This is a genomic window from Pedobacter sp. 05L430 (genome assembly GCF_056397585.1).
In genome coordinates this window covers 18842-36982 of the sequence record NZ_JBFTNT010000057.1, presented here as the reverse complement: position 1 = coordinate 36982, position 18141 = coordinate 18842, and the positions used below count along the sequence as shown (strand labels likewise).

At 38.3% G+C, this 18141-nt stretch carries 13 protein-coding genes; 4 read left to right on the top strand and 9 right to left on the bottom strand.

Annotated elements, in window-relative coordinates; all coding sequences use genetic code 11:
• From AC1DG9_RS11185 to AC1DG9_RS11145, 9 genes are all read right to left on the bottom strand, one after another.
• Nucleotides 1–1904, bottom strand: a 1904-nt coding sequence (locus AC1DG9_RS11185; RefSeq protein WP_477634632.1) for a fumarate reductase/succinate dehydrogenase flavoprotein subunit, incomplete at its 3' end; no start/stop codon positions are given.
• Nucleotides 1895–2578, bottom strand: coding sequence for a succinate dehydrogenase cytochrome b subunit (locus AC1DG9_RS11180; protein WP_172660740.1), 684 nt, complete (start codon nucleotides 2576–2578; stop codon nucleotides 1895–1897). The genes AC1DG9_RS11180 and AC1DG9_RS11185, both read right to left, overlap by 10 nt.
• Nucleotides 2579–2588: 10 nt before the next feature.
• A complete protein-coding gene (locus AC1DG9_RS11175) occupies nucleotides 2589–4019 on the bottom strand; it encodes an anion permease (protein ID WP_172660741.1) in 1431 nt (476 codons plus the stop codon).
• A 29-nt stretch (nucleotides 4020–4048) separates the two neighbouring features.
• Nucleotides 4049–5167 carry a porin gene (locus AC1DG9_RS11170; protein ID WP_288880562.1) on the bottom strand — a complete coding sequence of 373 codons (1119 nt, stop codon included), beginning with the start codon at nucleotides 5165–5167 and terminating at the stop codon, nucleotides 4049–4051.
• A gap of 205 nt (nucleotides 5168–5372) precedes the next feature.
• Nucleotides 5373–7811 (bottom strand): outer membrane protein assembly factor BamB family protein, encoded by a 2439-nt coding sequence (locus AC1DG9_RS11165; RefSeq protein ID WP_337715660.1) that lies wholly within the window; start codon nucleotides 7809–7811, stop codon nucleotides 5373–5375.
• 10 nt (nucleotides 7812–7821) lie between these two features.
• A complete protein-coding gene (locus tag AC1DG9_RS11160) occupies nucleotides 7822–9621 on the bottom strand; it encodes a RagB/SusD family nutrient uptake outer membrane protein (protein ID WP_337715662.1) in 1800 nt (599 codons plus the stop codon).
• A gap of 17 nt (nucleotides 9622–9638) precedes the next feature.
• Entirely contained in the window at nucleotides 9639–13076 is a 3438-nt protein-coding gene (locus tag AC1DG9_RS11155; RefSeq protein ID WP_337715664.1) for a TonB-dependent receptor, read from the bottom strand.
• Between the two features lie 131 nt (nucleotides 13077–13207).
• On the bottom strand, nucleotides 13208–14128 hold the full coding sequence (locus AC1DG9_RS11150) for a FecR family protein (RefSeq protein ID WP_172660745.1): 921 nt from the start codon (nucleotides 14126–14128) through the stop codon (nucleotides 13208–13210).
• A gap of 54 nt (nucleotides 14129–14182) precedes the next feature.
• The gene (locus tag AC1DG9_RS11145; RefSeq protein ID WP_172660746.1) at nucleotides 14183–14725 is read right to left on the bottom strand and encodes an RNA polymerase sigma factor; all 543 of its coding nucleotides are present in this window, start codon (nucleotides 14723–14725) and stop codon (nucleotides 14183–14185) included.
• A 348-nt stretch (nucleotides 14726–15073) separates the two neighbouring features.
• On the opposite strand from AC1DG9_RS11145, the gene AC1DG9_RS11140 reads away from it, so the two are divergent.
• The 4 genes from AC1DG9_RS11140 to AC1DG9_RS11125 all read left to right on the top strand — a co-directional run bounded on the left by AC1DG9_RS11140 (nucleotide 15074) and on the right by AC1DG9_RS11125 (nucleotide 18102).
• Entirely contained in the window at nucleotides 15074–15763 is a 690-nt protein-coding gene (locus AC1DG9_RS11140; protein WP_172660747.1) for a CAP domain-containing protein, read from the top strand.
• Between the two features lie 98 nt (nucleotides 15764–15861).
• The gene (locus AC1DG9_RS11135; protein WP_477634631.1) at nucleotides 15862–16959 is read left to right on the top strand and encodes an LTA synthase family protein; all 1098 of its coding nucleotides are present in this window, start codon (nucleotides 15862–15864) and stop codon (nucleotides 16957–16959) included.
• A complete protein-coding gene (locus AC1DG9_RS11130; RefSeq protein WP_477634630.1) occupies nucleotides 16956–17615 on the top strand; it encodes an LTA synthase family protein in 660 nt (219 codons plus the stop codon). Before AC1DG9_RS11135 ends, AC1DG9_RS11130 begins: the two co-directional genes overlap by 4 nt.
• A 4-nt stretch (nucleotides 17616–17619) precedes the next feature.
• Entirely contained in the window at nucleotides 17620–18102 is a 483-nt protein-coding gene (locus tag AC1DG9_RS11125; protein ID WP_172660749.1) for a GtrA family protein, read from the top strand.
• Nucleotides 18103–18141 lie beyond the last annotated feature (39 nt).

Sequence of the window (18141 nt, the reverse complement as noted above, 5' to 3'; positions counted from 1 at the left end):
CTTACTGCCAGTTCAACATTTTCAAAGTGTAATGGTTCAGGGATCAGCAATTCTTCCTGTCCTTCTCCCCGCCATTTCCAGGCAGATACGAAACAGAACTTTTCATCATTCCTTAAAGCCTCTCCTTCCGGAGTTTGATATTCTTCTCTAAAATGGGCACCACATGATTCGTCTCGAGTTAAAGCATCCAGGCACATCAACTCTGCCACTTCGAGATAATCACCAATACGACCTGCCTTTTCCAATTCTCCGTTCATCTCATCTTCATCGCCAGGAACTTTAAGGTCTTTATAAAAATCAGCCCTTAGCTTTTTTATTTCGTTTATGGCGTGGATTAATCCTTCTTTGCTTCTTGATAAACCACAATAATCGTATAATAACTTGCCTAAAGTCTTATGGAAATAATCGGCCGTTTTAGTGCCATTTATTTCCAGCAGTTTACTTAGTTGCGCTCTTACCTGAACTTCGGCATCGATAAATGCCTGATGATCTATCGGCACCCTTTCTGATTTAATTTCTCCGGCCAGATAATTTGAAACCGTATATGGTGCAATAAAATAACCGTCTACACATGCCTGTAATAAAGAATTTGCACCTAACCTGTTGGCTCCATGATCAGCAAAGTTAGCTTCACCAAGGGCAAACAATCCTGGTATGGTCGTCATCAGTTCATAATCAACCCATAGTCCGCCCATTGAGAAGTGAGCCGCAGGAGATATCATCATAGGCTCTACATAGGCGTCGGTAGCCGTAATTTTGCGGTACATGTCAAACAGGTTGCCATACTTCTCTTTAATACGCCCTTTTCCCTGCTCCTTAATCGCCTTGGAAAAATCCAGATAAACGGCATTCCTTTGCGGCCCTACTCCAAATCCTGCGTCTATGCGTTCCTTTGCCGCTCTCGAGGAAATATCGCGTGGGGCAAGATTACCGAAGGCAGGGTAACGTCTTTCCAGGTAGTAATCACGTTCTGATTCAGGAATATCATTAGGTTTCCGGTTTTCAGAAGGTTTTAAAGGCACCCAAATTCGCCCATCATTCCGCAGCGACTCAGACATAAGTGTGAGCTTAGATTGGTAATCGCCCGATTGTGGTAAGGATGTTGGGTGTACCTGGGTCCAGCTTGGACATGCCATTAATGCACCCTTCTTGTGTGCACGCCATATGGCAGATGCATTGCATCCCATTGCAAGGGTTGATAAATAATAGATTTTACCAAAGCCCCCGGTGGCCAAAATTACGGTATGAGCACTATGCCTTTCTATCTCTCCTGTATCAAGATTTCTTACAATAACGCCTCTTGCTTTTCCATCGATAACTACTACATCCAACATTTCATGCCTTGTGTAAAGCTTAACAGTTTTGGCAGCAACCTGACGCATTAAAGCCTGATAAGATCCTAAAAGCAACTGTTGTCCGGTTTGTCCCCTTGCATAAAAAGTCCGGCTAACCTGTACACCTCCAAAAGATCGATTATTCAGATACCCGCCATATTCTCTGCCAAAAGGCACACCTTGGGCAACTGCCTGATCTATTAACTGAGCCGAACATTCTGCAAGCCTATAAACGTTTGCTTCGCGTGACCGGAAATCGCCGCCTTTAATGGTATCATAGAACATACGATAAACACTATCTCCATCATTCTTGTAATTCTTGGCCGCATTTACTCCACCTTGTGCAGCTACTGAGTGTGCACGCCTTGCTGAATCCTGAAAACAGAAAGATTTAACATTGTATCCCATCTCGGCCAATGATGCCGCAGCAGCACTACCTGCCAGTCCGGTACCAATAACAATAACGTCCATTTTTTTTCGGTTGGCGGGATTAACCAGCTTAGCATGGTCTTTATAGAAACTCCATTTATCTTTTAATGGTCCCGGTGGTATTTTAGCGTTCAGTTCCATAAAACATGTTGAGTTAAGTAAATATAAATTGGAATAATAGCGAAACCGATAGTGATGATATAGCTATAGCCTGTACCAAAAGTCCTTACCCACGAAACATATTTAGGATGATACAAACCCAGTGATCTGGCTGCACTATAAAAGCCATGCAGCAGATGATAACCCAGCGCGAACATAGACAGCACATAGAAAAGTACATACCACCAGTCGTGATAGGCAGCCACCACTATTGCGTATAGGTCTTTATGCCCACTTTCATCTTTCGGTAAGCTTCCGAACTTGTACTGATACCAAAAATCCCTGAAATGAAATACCAAAAATATCAGAATTAGTGTGCCAAGTATCCCCATATTTCTTGAATACCATTTGCTGGCTTTGCCCCTGTTATCCACGGCATACCTGCCTGCTGTTTTTTTATTTTTAAGCGTAATTATCAATGCATCCAGGCAATGAATTACAATAGATGCATAGAGAACATAAGAAATGATCTTTATAAAAATATTGCCGGATAGCAGCTGAGAATAACTGTTAAAGCTGGCTTTTGCTTGTTCGGCAGGTAATAATAACTGCAGATTTCCAAGCAAATGAATGACAAGAAAAAAACACAGAAACAACCCCGTAACTGCCATTAGCGTTTTTCGCATCAGTGTAGATGCTCTGTTTTTATTATCCATAAGCTTTAAATTAATACAAGCCGATCATCTTCCACCACAGCCCGCCTATTCCCATCCAGATCAAAAGAAAAACGATACTCAAAACAAATCCCTTTGACCACCAGTCCTTGACATCAACGAATGTACTTCCAAAAAATACCGGTGCCGGACCATGCCCGTAATGGGTTAATGTTCCAAAAATACCACCACAAAAGCCCAGCGATAATGCAAGCAGCATGGGCGGAATGCCAATGGTGATACCCACGCCAAGCAAAGCTGCATACATAGACGCAACGTGCGCTGTTGCACTTGCAAACAAATAATGACTGTAAAAGTAAACCAGAATAATAATAGGAAAAGCCATGGTCCAGCTCAGCCCTCCTATTTTTGCCCTTACCAATTCACTGAACCATGGGATTAATCCCAGCGTATTCAAAGAACTACCCATCATTACCAAGGCCGAGAACCATACAATTGTATCCCATGCGCCCTTTTCACTTTTCACATCTTCCCAGGTTAAAACCTGCGATAACAACAGGAATACCAGACCAATAAAGGCAGTAGTTGTGGCGTCGATTTTAAAAATATCTCCTGTTATCCATAAAAAAAGCAAGACAACAAATGCAGTTAACATCAACCATTCGTTGCGTGTTACAGCTCCCATCTCTTTCAATTTTTCGGAGGCCATTTTAGGTGCTCCTCCCGTCGATTTTATTTCCGGAGGATAGATTTTGTATAAGATATATGGCACCAGAATCAAAGAGATAATTCCTGGAATTATTGCGGCCCACATCCAAGACATCCATGTGATATTTATACCAAGATCTGCAGCAAATTTCTGACACATGGGATTACTCGCTGTACCTGTTAGAAACATTGAGGACGTGATGAGGTTGATGTTATAACAACTTAATGTTAAATAGCCTCCTAGCTTACGGTGCGTTTCCGGTTTTTCTGGAACTGAATCGAAATTAAGGGCCATAGACTTCATGATCGGATAAATAATACCACCCCCTCTTGCAGTATTACTTGGAATAGCGGGTGCCAGTACAAGATCTGCAAGGCCCAATCCATAACCCAAACCTAGAGAGCTTCGGCCAAACACTCTGATAAAAAGGTAGGCAATTCTGCTTCCAAGACCCGTTTTTATAAAGCCCCTTGCGATGAAAAATGAAATGCCAATTAGCCAGATAACCTTATCTCCAAAACTACTTAAGGCCATTGAGATCGACTTACCCGGGTTTCCTGGTGCCAACACCCCTGTTAAAGCAACTATTGCGATAGCAATCATAGACATGGTACCCATGGAAGCTGCTTTTAAGATAATACCTAAAATAGTTGCTAAAAAAATAGCCAGCAAATGCCATGCTTCGGGCTTTACACCTTCTGGTACTGGTAAAAACCAGATTAACAACCCAAAAGCCAATGTAGCCAGCATCATTTTGTAGTTGATCTCTTTCATAATTTAACGGATTAGAGTGAATTAGATAATTAAAATCTTGCCTGAACCTGGCAAATAATCCTATTTGTATTGTACTGCGTTGTATTGGGGATATTTCTTTCGTATCTGTCCATTAGCAATCCCAATTGAACTCTAATGGCGTATGCTTCAGCAAAGGCCGCACTGATCATTGGAATATAACTTTGTCGGGAATTTCCCACTTGCTTAAAATCTGAATCGAGGTATTCATATCGCACTGCAAATTCCAAACTTTTGAGTCTAGCATTTTTAATACTGTAAGCCACATTTGGCAATACATAGATGCCGCGCATTGCATACTCACTTACCGGGATTACCAGATTTTCCTGGCCAAAGAATGCAACACTGTTTATCCCTTGTTTATATTCTGAAACAAGTTCTATACCCCACCGCTCATTCAGCTGCTTTTTATAATCAACATCGGCACCATAAGCCCATATTTTTTGGCCCATGTTTTTGCCAACTCCACCACTGGCACCCAACTGCGTAGTTTTACCTAAACCAACTACAATTCGGGCAGGAATTATTTTACCGTCGTCGTTATCACTTACCTGATTTCGGTTGTTGCCATTAAAAATACCTATATAATATTTTACAGGAACATCAGTATTTTTAATCTCTCCAAAATAAGTGGCACCTATTTGAAAGCTCTGCCAACTGTTTGAACCAAAAAGATAATATTGATTTGAATAATCAATGGAACGTACAAAATCAACAGGATAATTATCTTCCTGACCAAATTGAGGCCTGAACTGACCGAATTGGAAATTCACATAATCATTAATACTGTACTTAATGTATGCGTTTTCGAGCACTTTGTTTTGAGGGTTGCCTGTAAAATCACCAAAGTTGACCAGTATAACAGCGTTAATTCGATCGTTTATAGTAGCATTCAATTGTAAACGTGCCCGTTTTACAGAAAAAGAATTTCTGGAAAAATGCTCATCGCCGGCATGATGCATACCAGCAATATCAATATCGTCATCAAGCGAATAATTAAATTGAGTTTGCAGCATTCCTGAAAAATTGATCTTGGCTTTTTCAGAAACGGGAACGCTTATTCCTTGTGCTTTACTTAAAAGGGGGCTGCAAAATAAAAAGACGACCAGGAGGTGAGAACGACATTTCATAGGGATGATTTGTGTAAGTGTTTCTGTTAAAGCAAATTAATAAAAATTTGAAGTTAAAAAAAGTGTTCAGAGTTATTATTTTTAATAATGTATATCATTTTATTATAAAATGTTTCATTTTGAAAAATGTCCACGCTCATCTAAAGTAAAACAGCCCTGTCGCTATTTGCAACAAGGCTGTTCCGGAATTTAGCAATCGTTATTTCTAGAAATTTGTGAGGGCAAATACATTCCCTGCAAAATCTGCTACATAAAGGGTGTTTTCAACAACTGATAAATCAGCAAATATTGGAGCGCCCAGATTAATTTTCCTCAGTACATTTCCAGAATTTTCATCCAAGACATAGATATATCCATCAGAGGCTCCAAGAAGAAGCTTATTTTTATACTTAATAACTGAACATTCTACAGTAGCCGACTCGGGACCTGCATACGGAGCAGAATAAACAAGCGCATTGCCAGTAGTAGTATTCCACGTTTCTTGTAAAGTATTAACATCATAAGCAACAACTCCATGTTTAGCGGTTGGCATAATAATATGCTTATCTGTAACCAAAGGTGCTGCCATTACCTTAAATTCATAATTGGCATCAATTTTTTGAAGTGTCTTTCCGGTTTGAGGATCTAACACAAAAATGGCGTTCAGACCAGTGATGTATAATTTACCATTTACATACTTCCCGGTACTGCTTCTAAAACGCAAACCTTCGTCACTTCTTTTCCATAGTAATTTACCAGTTCTTTTATCATGACCGAATAGACTTTGCCAATTACTGCCGGTAATTATGACATCGCCCGCAATTGTCATCTTTTCAGGTGTACCTTCTCCTCCTCCCCACTCTTTATTTACCCAAATAGTTTTACCTGATTTAACCTCAAGTGCCTGGAAATAACCTTCAGCCCCTGTATAATAAATACCGTTCTCTGCTACCCCTGCAGAGATGTAGCCAGGCAAGCTCTTCATGCCCAGGTCTTTCTTCCAAACCAATTCACCAGATGATGCTTCTAGCGCATAAGTAAAGCCTTCCATATCTGTACATAGTACCAATCCGCGGTCATAAGCTATTTCATGTTTGATGGAGTTACGGGTTTTATAATGCCATAAAACTTTTCCACTCTGCGGATCAAGTGCTGTAATTCCGCAATTGATATTGTTACCATCATCTATTGTAGCCGCAAATAGTCGCCCTTCGGCAAACAGGGGTGCAGTTTTCCATATATTTCCTTTTATGTTACTTATCCATTTTAATGATGTTTCTGTATCAATTTTAAAAGACTGTTTCTGTATGTGCTGCTCGCCATCTGCAAAAACAACTTCGGTTTGTATTGTTAAAGGTTTCCCTTTTGCCAACTTAGTCACGGGTATTTTCCCTTCCCAATTCCAATCAGTATTTGCGGTCAAAGCTGTTTCGGCCAGCTTATTTCCTTTACCATCATAGATTATGCTCTTAACATTCATTACAGTAGTTTCACTATCGTAAACATTCGCATTTACGATTAGTGCTCCGTTTTTCACCTTTACCATATCCGACCCGGATGGAGTAGTTACCACCAGGTGCTTATGCAAATAAGTATAATGTGGTTTTACTTTTTTTACACCATTTTTATCAATTTCTATAGACAGGAATTGTCCTGCAGAGTTATCTATTCCCCCTTTATCAGGTGGTGCAGATGAAATGTAATGAATCCCTGTCTTTTCGCTTTTCCTTACAAAATTATTGTGCCAATGGCCATAAACCCATGCTTTTAAATTATTATCATTTAAATTGATAGAATCGTTTTTACCTTTTAAAATGAATTGATCGTTGTAAGTAAGGAGATCATGATTAAAGATAATTACGGGTTTGTTTTTATCTACAGCAGCAAGGTCATTTTTCATCCAGCTGATTACCTCATCCACTGTATACGATGGCTGAAAATCGCCAGACCTCATTGGAGTTACAATAAAATGTGCTGGTCCGGCATCAAAAGAGTAATATACCGGGCCAAACAAATTTTCAAACAGTTCCTCGCCATAAGCCCCTTTAACGAGGTCATGATTACCAATACAGTAAAAAATTTGCTTACCCAATGTTTCAGATGTAATCTGGTTGGCATGGAAGTTTAATCCCTTTTCGTAACAGATATCGCCGGTATGAACAATAAAGCTGATGCCCTGTTTTTTTGCATAGTTCTTTACATTCACAATCCAATCGTTGTACTTATCAGTCTCGGTATCCGTAATCTGAAGCATTTTAACAGATGTTCCGGCACTTGTAGGATCTTCAACTAAACCAAAATTATATACCTTATCTGTCGTCTCACCTACTTTGATATAATGTTTATCAGTTAGTTTATAACCAGCAGGAATAGTAATGAATATAAACCTCGTTTTTGAATGACCAGGCAGGTTAAAGCTACCCTCTTTATCTGTGCTTAATACATTTTGCCCATCAGATACGGCTACATTGGCTATACCCGGCTCAGATGTATCAGCAAGTTTGTTCTTATTTTTATCTAGAAAAACCTTTCCCTTAAATTGGGCATTTGCTATACCAACAAAAGATAAGTAAAAAAATAAAATCGCTAGTATTCTCATGGTTTGTTTGTGTGTAAATTTAAAAAGCAGCAGGCGATTAAACCTGCTGCCGGAGAGTGCTGTCATTTTAATATTATTACCAGCCAAACACTTGTTTTAAGGCCGGGTTAACTACAGTTTCACTTATTGGTATTGGCCTGTAATAATACTTTGGTTCAAGAAATGTTCTCGGCTGATCTCTATCGCGCGTAAATGCTACAAAACCAGAAGTGCCATTAGTAAGGTAAAAATTCTGGTCCTTACCGTCTTTATCTTTTAAGTAGTATTTAGATAGGTTCTTTTTCACATCCTCTGGGAGATTTGCGATCGCAGATTCATCATTAGGAGAGGTTAGAATTGCAATATCAGGTATACCATCTCCTGTAACATCCAATCCACCCATTGCCGGAACATACATCCCTTGCTGACTGTTTTGTAAAACTTTACCTACTTTCCAACGAACTATATCATCATACCTTAAACCTTCGCAAGCCATCTCCACCCTTCTTTCCCTGCGAATTTCAAGCAATACCGCTGTATTTGCTCCCATGGCATTAGGGTAAGTAGCTGAAAGTACCGGATCTAGTGCTACCCCCATGCTTAATGCAGGCATTTGCACCCTATTCCTTAACTTATTAATTGTCTGATCCAGGTCGGCTTGAGTAATCGTTCCGGATTCAGCCTTTGCCTCTGCATTTATCAAAAGAACCTCAGCATATCTAAATATTGGCAAGTCTGTGTAGTTCATTACCCAGCCTTGCATTAAATCAGCAGAACGGGGATAAAATTTAATTTGATTATAACCTCCAAGGGTTGGCTTTATTCTATATGGCGCCGTAGCATTATTCGGCCCTCTAAATGCCGGATTAATAATAGTTTCTGCCATACGAGGGTCGCGACCGGCAAACACTTCTGTATATAACTTGGTATTGTAGCCGGGTGTTGAGGTAAATGGAGAACCATCTGTTTTAAGATAAGTATCAGCCAGATTTTTACTAAGAGACCAGATATAGTCTAATACTGTATGGCTATTGTTACCAACTCCAAGTTCTTTTCCATAATCAGCCCACATAATCATCTCTTTATTCGCGGCTAAATTTGCACTTGAAAATAAGGCACGATAGTCTTCACCAGCCTTTCCTGTATTGTAGATAACAAAGCCACCGTCTTTTATAATTTGGGCCGTAGCGGTTATAGCAACGTCAAGAAAACGCTGATAGTCGTTTGTTAATGCTATCTCATCATGGTATTTCCTAAAAGTACCCTCGTGAAGCGCAAAGCGTGCCAATAAAGTAAGTGCCGCCCATTTGGTGACGCGTGTATTGCTTCCATCTGCTTTAATATTATTTGCGGCATAAGTAAGATCGTTCAAAACCGAATCGGCAACCATTGCTCGTGGATCCTGACCTTTATAAAGATTAGGATCTTCGGAATTTACAACCTTTGAAAACCATGGTACATTGCTATAGGTTTTGATCTTTTTAAAATAATAAAGGCCACGGAAAAAACGGGCAATACCTACATAATGATTAATTAGTGTTTGATCACCTTTTACCTGATTAATATGATCAAGCATATAGTTAATTTGACGCAAATCTGCCCAGTCCTTTTTATCCCAGCCACCAACGTTTGAAGATGATATGCCGCCTCTTACCAGATTATCAACCTCACCATTTGCATTATAGTTAGCAATATTATCAGAGTTAATATCATCGTACGAAGGGCTCAACTGCTTGTAAAAGCCATTGCTATATGTTTCGAGGTCTGATGGTGACTGAAAAAAGACGGCGTCAGTAATTTGTGTTTGAGGATTACGTTGCAAAAAATCCTTCTTGCAGGCTGTTATTGCTATAGCTATAAATCCTATTATAAGGATATAATTTATTCTTAGTTTCATAATACTTTCTGCTTGAGTTAAAAATTAAGGTTTAAACCAAAAGAAAAGGTTTTTTGGAATGGATAGACCTTACCATCGAGCCCTTCAGGATCCAGATTTGCTTTAATATGAGATACATCAAATATGTTTTCTGCACTGAAGTAAAGGCGCAGTTTATCCAGTTTTATCCGATTCGTTAAAGTTTTTGGCAGTGTATAACCAAGTGTTAGGTTTTTTAACCGTAAATAAGAAGCATCCTGCAAATATTTAGTCTGTGGATTTCCAAGTTCAGTAGCATCTTCTGCAATATAGGCTTTAACCCTCGGGAAGTAAGCATCTGGTGTTTCGGGAGTCCAGTGGTCAAGATTATGAACCTGAACATTGGCCCATGGTTGTGCATAAACGCCCCAGAAATAATGGTTGCTTGGACCAGGATACCAATCTCTTTTACCAACACCTTGGAAGAATACCCTTACATCAAACCCCTTCCAGCCTGCGTTCAAGTCTATTCCATATTGGTACCTTGCCCTATTATTACCAATGATCTTCTGATCTCCATGATCGGCAAGTGTATTTTTACCTTTATCTATTTTGCCATCACCATTTAGGTCCTTGAATTTTAAGTCACCCACATCAAATTTATACCCTGTATCATCAGCCCCAACAGCAGTTTGGTCAGCATGGTTAGCAAGTTCTTCTTTGTTCTGGAAAAAGCCTTCTGTTTCCAAGCCCCATATCTCTCCGATTTCTTTACCAACATAATGATCAGATAACAAACCATTTGGATTATCAAATCTGGTAATATACGAACGACTATCGCCCATATTAAATCCTATGTTATAGTAAAATTGGCTTTCAGCGAGCATAAATCCATCTTTCCAGCCCAATCTTATTTCCCAGCCTTTTGTTTTCAAATCTGCAGCATTTACTTTTGGTTCATTAACACCAAAAGGGCCAGGTAAGGTTTTACCCTTTGTAAGCATACCCTCTGTGTACCGGGTATAAGCATCAAAACTCAAATCAAAACGATTTTTGAGAAAGCTTACATCACCACCAAAGTTAATTGTTGATACCTTTTCCCAGGTTAAACTTGGGGCAACTGCTCCTGGAGGGAGAACTTGAATGGGTCTTTTGCCATCAAGAATCTGATCAATCTGCCCAGATGCCATAGAAGGAATGTATAAATATGAATCCACATCCTGATTACCCAATGAACCATAAGACGCACGTAGTTTTAATAAATCAAGTCCGATGCTTTCTGCTACAGGCTTAAAGAAATTTTCACCCGTTACTACCCATGCAGCTGAAGCTGAAGGGAAAAATCCCCAACGATCGTCGCTTGGGAAACGTGAAGTGCCATCATAACGGCCATTTAATTCCAGAATGTATTTATTATCAAAAATATAATTCAAGCGATAAAACCATCCCCTTACTGCCCAATCTTCAATTCGTTCACTACCGGTCATATCACCGGTTGCTAAAGAAATAGACGGTAGTGTATTGCTGATCAATCCCTTGCGTGTAACAGAATTAGTGGTACGATATCTATATTCCTGATTAAAGCCTGCCAATACTTGCAAATAGTGTTTTAAACCAAAGGTTTTATGAAAATCTGTATAAATGTTATAAATATTATGTCTCACAAGCCTAGTATCATTTTGAGCCCAGGTTGGGTTCGAACCACTATAACTTATGGCCGAATTAGGTCCTGTTTTATATGGTACGGGTACATCAAACGATCTGCCTGCAGTATCTATTCTTCTAAAGGTAGCATCAGCCTTTAAATCCCATACATCCTTTACCAGTTCAGCTTTGGCATTAAATGTTGTTTGAAAATTATTGCTTCTGGTTACACTACGTCCGCCACTTTGTAATCTTCCCAATAGAGCGGCACCGGTCGAGGTCCAGCTTCCATCAGGGTTCTTTGGAACATCAAGAGAACTCTGCCTGTTAACATTATGAAAGAAGCCTTCCCCGCCATAAACAGATTCATCATAAGTGCTAGACATAAAAGAGGTATTATTACCAAGAGTTAACCAATTCCTTAGCTTATAATCTGCTTTTGCTCTTAAATTATACCGATCATAGTTATCATTTCCGTAGCGCAACATTCCTTTATTTGTGAAATATTCACCTGAAGTATAATAGCTTAGTTTTTCGTCTCTTTTAGATATGCTGAAATTAGCGCTATAAGTTGGGGCAGTGTTATGATACACCTCATTCATCCAGTTTGTAGATCCATAATATGCCCATGCATTAGGATCTGTTGGCGATATAATTACAGACGGAAGAGAAGGATTTTCTGAACGTTGTCTGGCATACTCTCTTACATTTTCTGGAAACAGGTTGTATAGCGGATAAGCAGCATCGTGCTTAAACTCCATGGTCTTAAGGGGATCAGTTACAATATCAGGAACCTTACCCAAGGTACGTATTGCGTAATAAGTATTTGCAGATACCTTAAGATCGTTACTCTTAGCAGTTTTTGTTGTAATCAAAATTACGCCAAAAGCTCCTCTGGCACCGTAAATTGCAGCTGATGCTGCATCCTTTAAAGTCGACACACTCTCTATGTCATTAGGATTTAAAGCCATTAATTCATCGGCAGTAAATGGCACATTATCAACCAGAATATAAGGTGATCCGCCATTTAGTGATGTATAACCTCTGAGGTTAAAAGCTGGTGCTTTATTAACCTGTCCACTTGAAATAGTTATATTAAGGTTTGGAATTAGTCCCTGTAAACTAGCCCCTACGCTTGAAAAAGGCCTGTTTTCGATTTCTTTACTGGTTATTCCATCAACTGCACCGCTCAAATTTATTTTTTTCTGTGTGCCATATCCAACCACAACAACTTCATTCAGAATCTTCTGATCGTCTTTTAAAACGACATTGATCTGTTGTTGTGTACCTACAACAACTTCCTGAGTGGTTAAACCCATATAAGAAAACACTAAAATATCAGCAGAGGACGCTACATTAAGTTCATAAACTCCATTTACATCAGTAGTTACAGAAGAAGTGGTCCCTTTAATCTGTACCGTTACTCCTGGCAATGGTATACCAGTTTCGTCGGTTACTTTTCCCTTTATCAATTGCTTCTCTCCAGACAATTCATTCCTCTTCCTGAAGATCACAATATTTTGATCTATCTCCCTATAGGAAAATGGCGTCTGATCTAATAAACGTACAAGCACTTCGGTTATCGGCTCGTTAGATACGTTTATCACAATTCCTTTTACCTTTCGTAATTCATTGTTGTTATAAGAAAAGTCAAGCTTACTTGTTTTACTGATCTTTTCAATTGCTCTTTCTAATGATTCGCCATTAAGGTTGAGAGTTACCCTAACATCTTTAAGATTCTGGCTAAAAACAGTTTCTGCTAAAAGGGTTCCGGCAGAAGTAAGTAAAGTAGCAAACACTATTAATCCTACCTTCATTATCTTAAGAATTAGTGTAGTAATGTTTTTTTTCATATTTTTAATCGTTTTATAGTTTAAATGAAACACAAAACAGCCATACGGAAGATTTTTCGACGAATTACCCGCATGCTGTACATTTAGATCAGTATCTGCTCCAACAGGTACTGATCATTATTTTTTCTGGTCTAATTACACCCGTTTCCTGTTATCAGTACCTCCTTTTCTTTAATTTGATAAGTAATTCCCTGAATCAGGGCGATTAGATCTAAAGTTTCTTTAAGACTTTGTTTCGCGTTAATGTTGAAGGTATTCTGGCAATTCTTAAATAATTCCTTGTCATAATCTATTTTAACTCCGTATGCATTTTCAACAGCGAGAACAGCCTCTTCAAAATACACTCCGTTTAAATTAACTTTGCCATTATTCCATTCTGTTTTTTCAACAGCCTTAGTTGTAAGTGTTTTCGGCTTGTGGGTAACTTTATTATACACCACCTCTTGATTGGGGGTAAGTACACTGATCTGTTTGTCATGATTACTAACCGCTACCTTTCCGGTTACAACAGATACTGAGGCTGTAGAGAGGCTTTTATAAGATTTAACAACAAATGATGTTCCCAGAACAAATGTTTTTAACGATGAGGACTCAACAATAAAAGGTACTTTTTCATTGTGAACCACATTAAAGAACCCCTCCCCGTCTTCCAGATAAACTATCCTTTTCGCTCCAAACTTTTTGGGATATTTTAAGGTACTAGCGGCGTTAAGCCAAACAGTGGAACCATCGGGTAGTGTAACCAATTGGGTTTTGCCCATAGGCACTTTAACTATTACAAAGTCGTTGGCTTTAAAATAAGAATTGTAATAAAACACGATACCAGCCGAGAGCAGAACAAAACTAATGGCCGCAGCCATTGCCAGCATCAATTTCTTACTTATACGTTTTTGCTTGTTTGCGGATTGTTTGTCATGAGCATACCTGCTTGCAGTAATGCGCGCAAGCATCTCCTTGCGTAACTGCTCTTTGTCATCCTGATCCTCAAAAAATTCTGAAGGATCGGAAATGCCAAATTCTTTATAGATTTCTTTTTTATTCTTAGCGTCCATTCTAAATACATAACGAACAAGAATTAAAGAGGTACTATGTAGAAATAAAATATTTTAATTAGCCTGATATTTAGACCTAAGTCTTTTAAGAGCACTCGTAATTTGATTTTTTACGGTTTGAGAAGAAATGGATAATTTGCCGGCTATTTCATTAACCGAAAGCTGTTCTTCCCTACTCATTAAAAATACCTTTCGCATTCCGGAAGGCATATCTTGAATTTCTAATTGCAATTGCTGTGCCATGTCCTTAGATACAAGTTGGTCAAACACATCATTATCTGCGAAAGGATGGGTCTTTATTGCTTCATCATCGTGCTTAATACGAAGTGTTTGCCTGCGATTAAGATCGGTAAGCTTATTTTTGAGGATCACGTAAATGTATCCGACAAATGTAGTGGTGATATTGATCGAATGACGTTTAACCCAGATGAGCATAAACAGATCATGTACAACATCCTTTGCCTCTTCACGGTCATTTAGTTTTTTACAGGCAACAGCGTACACCAAGTCCCAATAGCGTGCATAAATTTCATTAAATGCATCATCGCTATCATCTTTTAGTAAATCCAATAAAGCTAAATCAGTCAGGCCCTTCAAAAGATGTTGGTTTTAAAATCGTTTGGTCATCACAATGTATTAAAAATTTCAACAAAAGTAAAACTCTAAAAAAGCTTAAAGACTAACGATACATTAACTTTTTATTAACTTATGGAAACTATTTAAAATTTCACATCGCTCTGGATTTGCCCTGATTCTTAAGCTAAAACGGATGTGCTGTAACTTTAACACATTGCACTTACGGCATAAACAGAAGTTGTTTTATTATTTAAATAGTCCTAAATATATTTACTGAACTCATAAACCCACATCAAATGGTGGGATAAACATAATAGCATTACGTATTGTAACCCCAAGTATGGCCTGGCTTTTGCTATTGGTCAAAACATGAAACTGTTTTCGATATCTATCCTTTTTCTATTTTCTATTTTTACAAGTACGCAAGTCAAAAACACATCCGACGACTACACATGGTCTAAAGAGGAGCTAAAAATGGCCAACACCGCGGGCAACTCCAGTTACCTTACCGGGGAAGAAAAGGATCTGGTTATCTATATGAATCTGGCGCGTATGGATGGCGAAAAATTCTTTAATACTTATTTTCAGGATTTTGTGGAGGCACACAACAAAAAAGCCATGAAGTATAGCAACTATGATGAGCTTAAAATAACCACAAGTAATAAGTACTACCGGAGTCTGGCACAGCAGATTAGAGCGGTAAAGGATCTTCCAATGCTTTGGCCAGACGAGGCTTTAAGCATAGTAGCAAAACAACATGCAAGGGATATGAACCGCAACAATTTTAGCGGGCACAATTCCAGTGACGGAAGGTCGGTTAAAGATAGAATATCAGAGATTTACCCTAAAAGATCCAATGGTGAAAACCTTGCATTTGGTTTTTCTTCGGGTCTGGACAATATTTGTATGTTATTGCTTGATAAAGGTGTTCCAGATCTTGGACATAGAAAAATGATCTTAAATGATTCCTATGGGTTAAACTATATTGGGGTAAGTATTCAACCTCACAAAAAATACGGCTATTGTGCAGTAATTGATTTTGTGGCATTACCCAGGTAGTTCCTCGTCATCAATATTTCAAAAAGAACATATCGTAAATTTATTGTTAACAAATCGTTTTCAAAATACTTAGTTTTACTGCCTCTAATTAAAGGCAGTTGAAAATTAAGAACACAAAAGAGGTAAATCTTTACCTGGCACTGGCATACCGGTTTTTTATTGTATTGGTTTTATATACGCTTTGCAGATTGGGCTTTTATGCCTTCAACCATAGCTTATTTCAAGGCATTACTTTCTCTAAGTATCTTGTTATCCTATATGGAGGTGTGAAATTTGATGTTTCCGCCCTGCTGTACATTAACCTTATATTTATATTATTACATGTTATTCCCTTCACTTTCAGGTACAAGGAAGGATATCAAAAGTTCTGCAAATGGCTTTTCATTATCACCAACAGCATAGGTATAATGGCAAACTTTGCCGATTTTGCCTATTATAAGTATACCTTAAAGCGTACCACAGCAACAGTTTACAGTCAGTTTAAAAACGAGCAAAACAAGCTTAAACTATTAGGTGACTTTCTTGTCGACTATTGGTACCTTCTGATCCTTTTTGCGGTGTTTGTGTGGTTATTTATTAAGCTTTACGAGCTTGTTAAAATTAACAAAGCACCTCGTTTCACCTGGCCTGTTTATTTATTACATACCGCGCTTATGCTAGGTATAGCGCTAGCCTGCCTTACTGGAATTAGAGGCGGCTGGGGTTTTGGAACTAGGCCAATTACACTTAGTAATGCCGGTGAATTTGTGGATACACCTGATCAGATGAACCTGGTTTTAAATACACCATTTTGCATATTCAGAACACTTAAAGCTTCTAAGTTAAAACCTGTTCATTTTTATGATGAACAGACATTAAATTCTATTTACAATCCGATCCACATCCCTACTGATACCGGTAAGTTTAAGCCGCTCAATGTAGTTTTTCTAATTATTGAAAGTTTAGGGAAAGAGCACGTGGGAAGCCTAAATACTGATCTGGACGGAGGAAAATACAAAGGCTATACTCCTTTTCTTGATTCTTTGATTTCCCAGAGTTACACCTTCACTCATACCTATGCCAACGGCCGCAAATCTATTGATGCTTTGCCTTCTGTTATTACGGGTGTTCCAAGTATCAGAGAGCCCTTTATTCTTTCCATCTATTCTGGGGAATTTGGGATGATCCTTTTATGCAGTACATGGCGCAAACCATGAATACCTTTAAACGGCCGTTCTTTTCAAGTTTCTTTTCTTTATCATCTCATCATCCGTTTAGGTTACCGGATGAATACAAAGGCAAGTTTCCTAAAGGCCCTCTTCCGGTACAGGAAATTTTTGGCTATACAGATATGGCTTTGCGCAACTTTTTTAAAACAGCGTCAACTATGCCTTGGTATAAAAACACCTTGTTTGTCCTTTGTGCAGACCATGCAACTGTTTCTTACTACCCTGAATATCAAACAACACCAGGATATTTCTCAATCCCAATTGTGTTGTATTATCCGGGCGGAAACTTAAAAGGAAAAGCTGATAAAGTTGTGCAACAGATAGACATCATGCCAACCGTATTAAACTATTTACATTACGATAAGCCTTATTTTGCATTAGGTTTTGATGCATTTAAAGAAGGTAATGATAACTTTGCTGTGAATAATAACGATGGTACTTTTAGCTTTTACCAGGGCGATTATCTGTTAATTAATGATGGGAAAGAAAATAACGCTTTGTATAATTTAAAAACAGATCGTTTAACAAAAAACAACATTCTGGAAAAAGAACCGTTAATTGCAGAGAAAATGGAGAAATACCTGAAAGCATTTATCCAGCAATACAATAACAGGATGATTGAAAATAAACTAACAGCAAACTAATTGCATGAGGAAAGCCTTATTAAAAATAATAGATTTCTTTTATCCTCCATTCTCTCGCTGGCTACCCATTCATACATTCAGATACATGGTGTCTGGCGGCACCACTGCAGCCACTGGAATTGTAGTATATTATATTTGCTATAACTGGGTATTGCATCAAAAAGATGTTCATCTCTCTATACCTTTCTTTCCGAACCTAATTACTGCACCAACAGCAGCTTTGGCCATAGAATCTGTAATTACTTTCTTTATTGGTTTTATATTAAATAAGTATTTGATTTTTACAAAATCAGACTTAAAAGGACGGATCCAGTTGTTTAGATATGGATCTGTAGTAGCTACAAATATTCTGCTCAACTATGCCCTGCTTAAGGTGTTTTTATCTTTCGGATTTTACCCAACTATTTCCAAGATTATTATTACCACTATTCTAACTGTTTTCAGTTATTTTTCTCAAAAGCACTTTTCGTTTAAAGTAAAAAAGTAGTTCGCTGTGTCTATAATCCAATTAATTTTACTTGTTTAA

Coding starts and splice junctions, on each gene's coding strand:
- AC1DG9_RS11160 (WP_337715662.1), bottom strand. CDS start 9,621: ATGAAACTAAGAATAAATTATATCCTTATAATAGGATTTATAGCTATA.
- AC1DG9_RS11140 (WP_172660747.1), top strand. CDS start 15,074: ATGAAACTGTTTTCGATATCTATCCTTTTTCTATTTTCTATTTTTACA.
- AC1DG9_RS11165 (WP_337715660.1), bottom strand. CDS start 7,811: ATGACAGCACTCTCCGGCAGCAGGTTTAATCGCCTGCTGCTTTTTAAA.
- AC1DG9_RS11170 (WP_288880562.1), bottom strand. CDS start 5,167: ATGAAATGTCGTTCTCACCTCCTGGTCGTCTTTTTATTTTGCAGCCCC.
- AC1DG9_RS11155 (WP_337715664.1), bottom strand. CDS start 13,076: ATGAAAAAAAACATTACTACACTAATTCTTAAGATAATGAAGGTAGGA.
- AC1DG9_RS11130 (WP_477634630.1), top strand. CDS start 16,956: ATGAATACCTTTAAACGGCCGTTCTTTTCAAGTTTCTTTTCTTTATCA.
- AC1DG9_RS11180 (WP_172660740.1), bottom strand. CDS start 2,578: ATGGATAATAAAAACAGAGCATCTACACTGATGCGAAAAACGCTAATG.
- AC1DG9_RS11125 (WP_172660749.1), top strand. CDS start 17,620: ATGAGGAAAGCCTTATTAAAAATAATAGATTTCTTTTATCCTCCATTC.
- AC1DG9_RS11175 (WP_172660741.1), bottom strand. CDS start 4,019: ATGAAAGAGATCAACTACAAAATGATGCTGGCTACATTGGCTTTTGGG.
- AC1DG9_RS11150 (WP_172660745.1), bottom strand. CDS start 14,128: ATGGACGCTAAGAATAAAAAAGAAATCTATAAAGAATTTGGCATTTCC.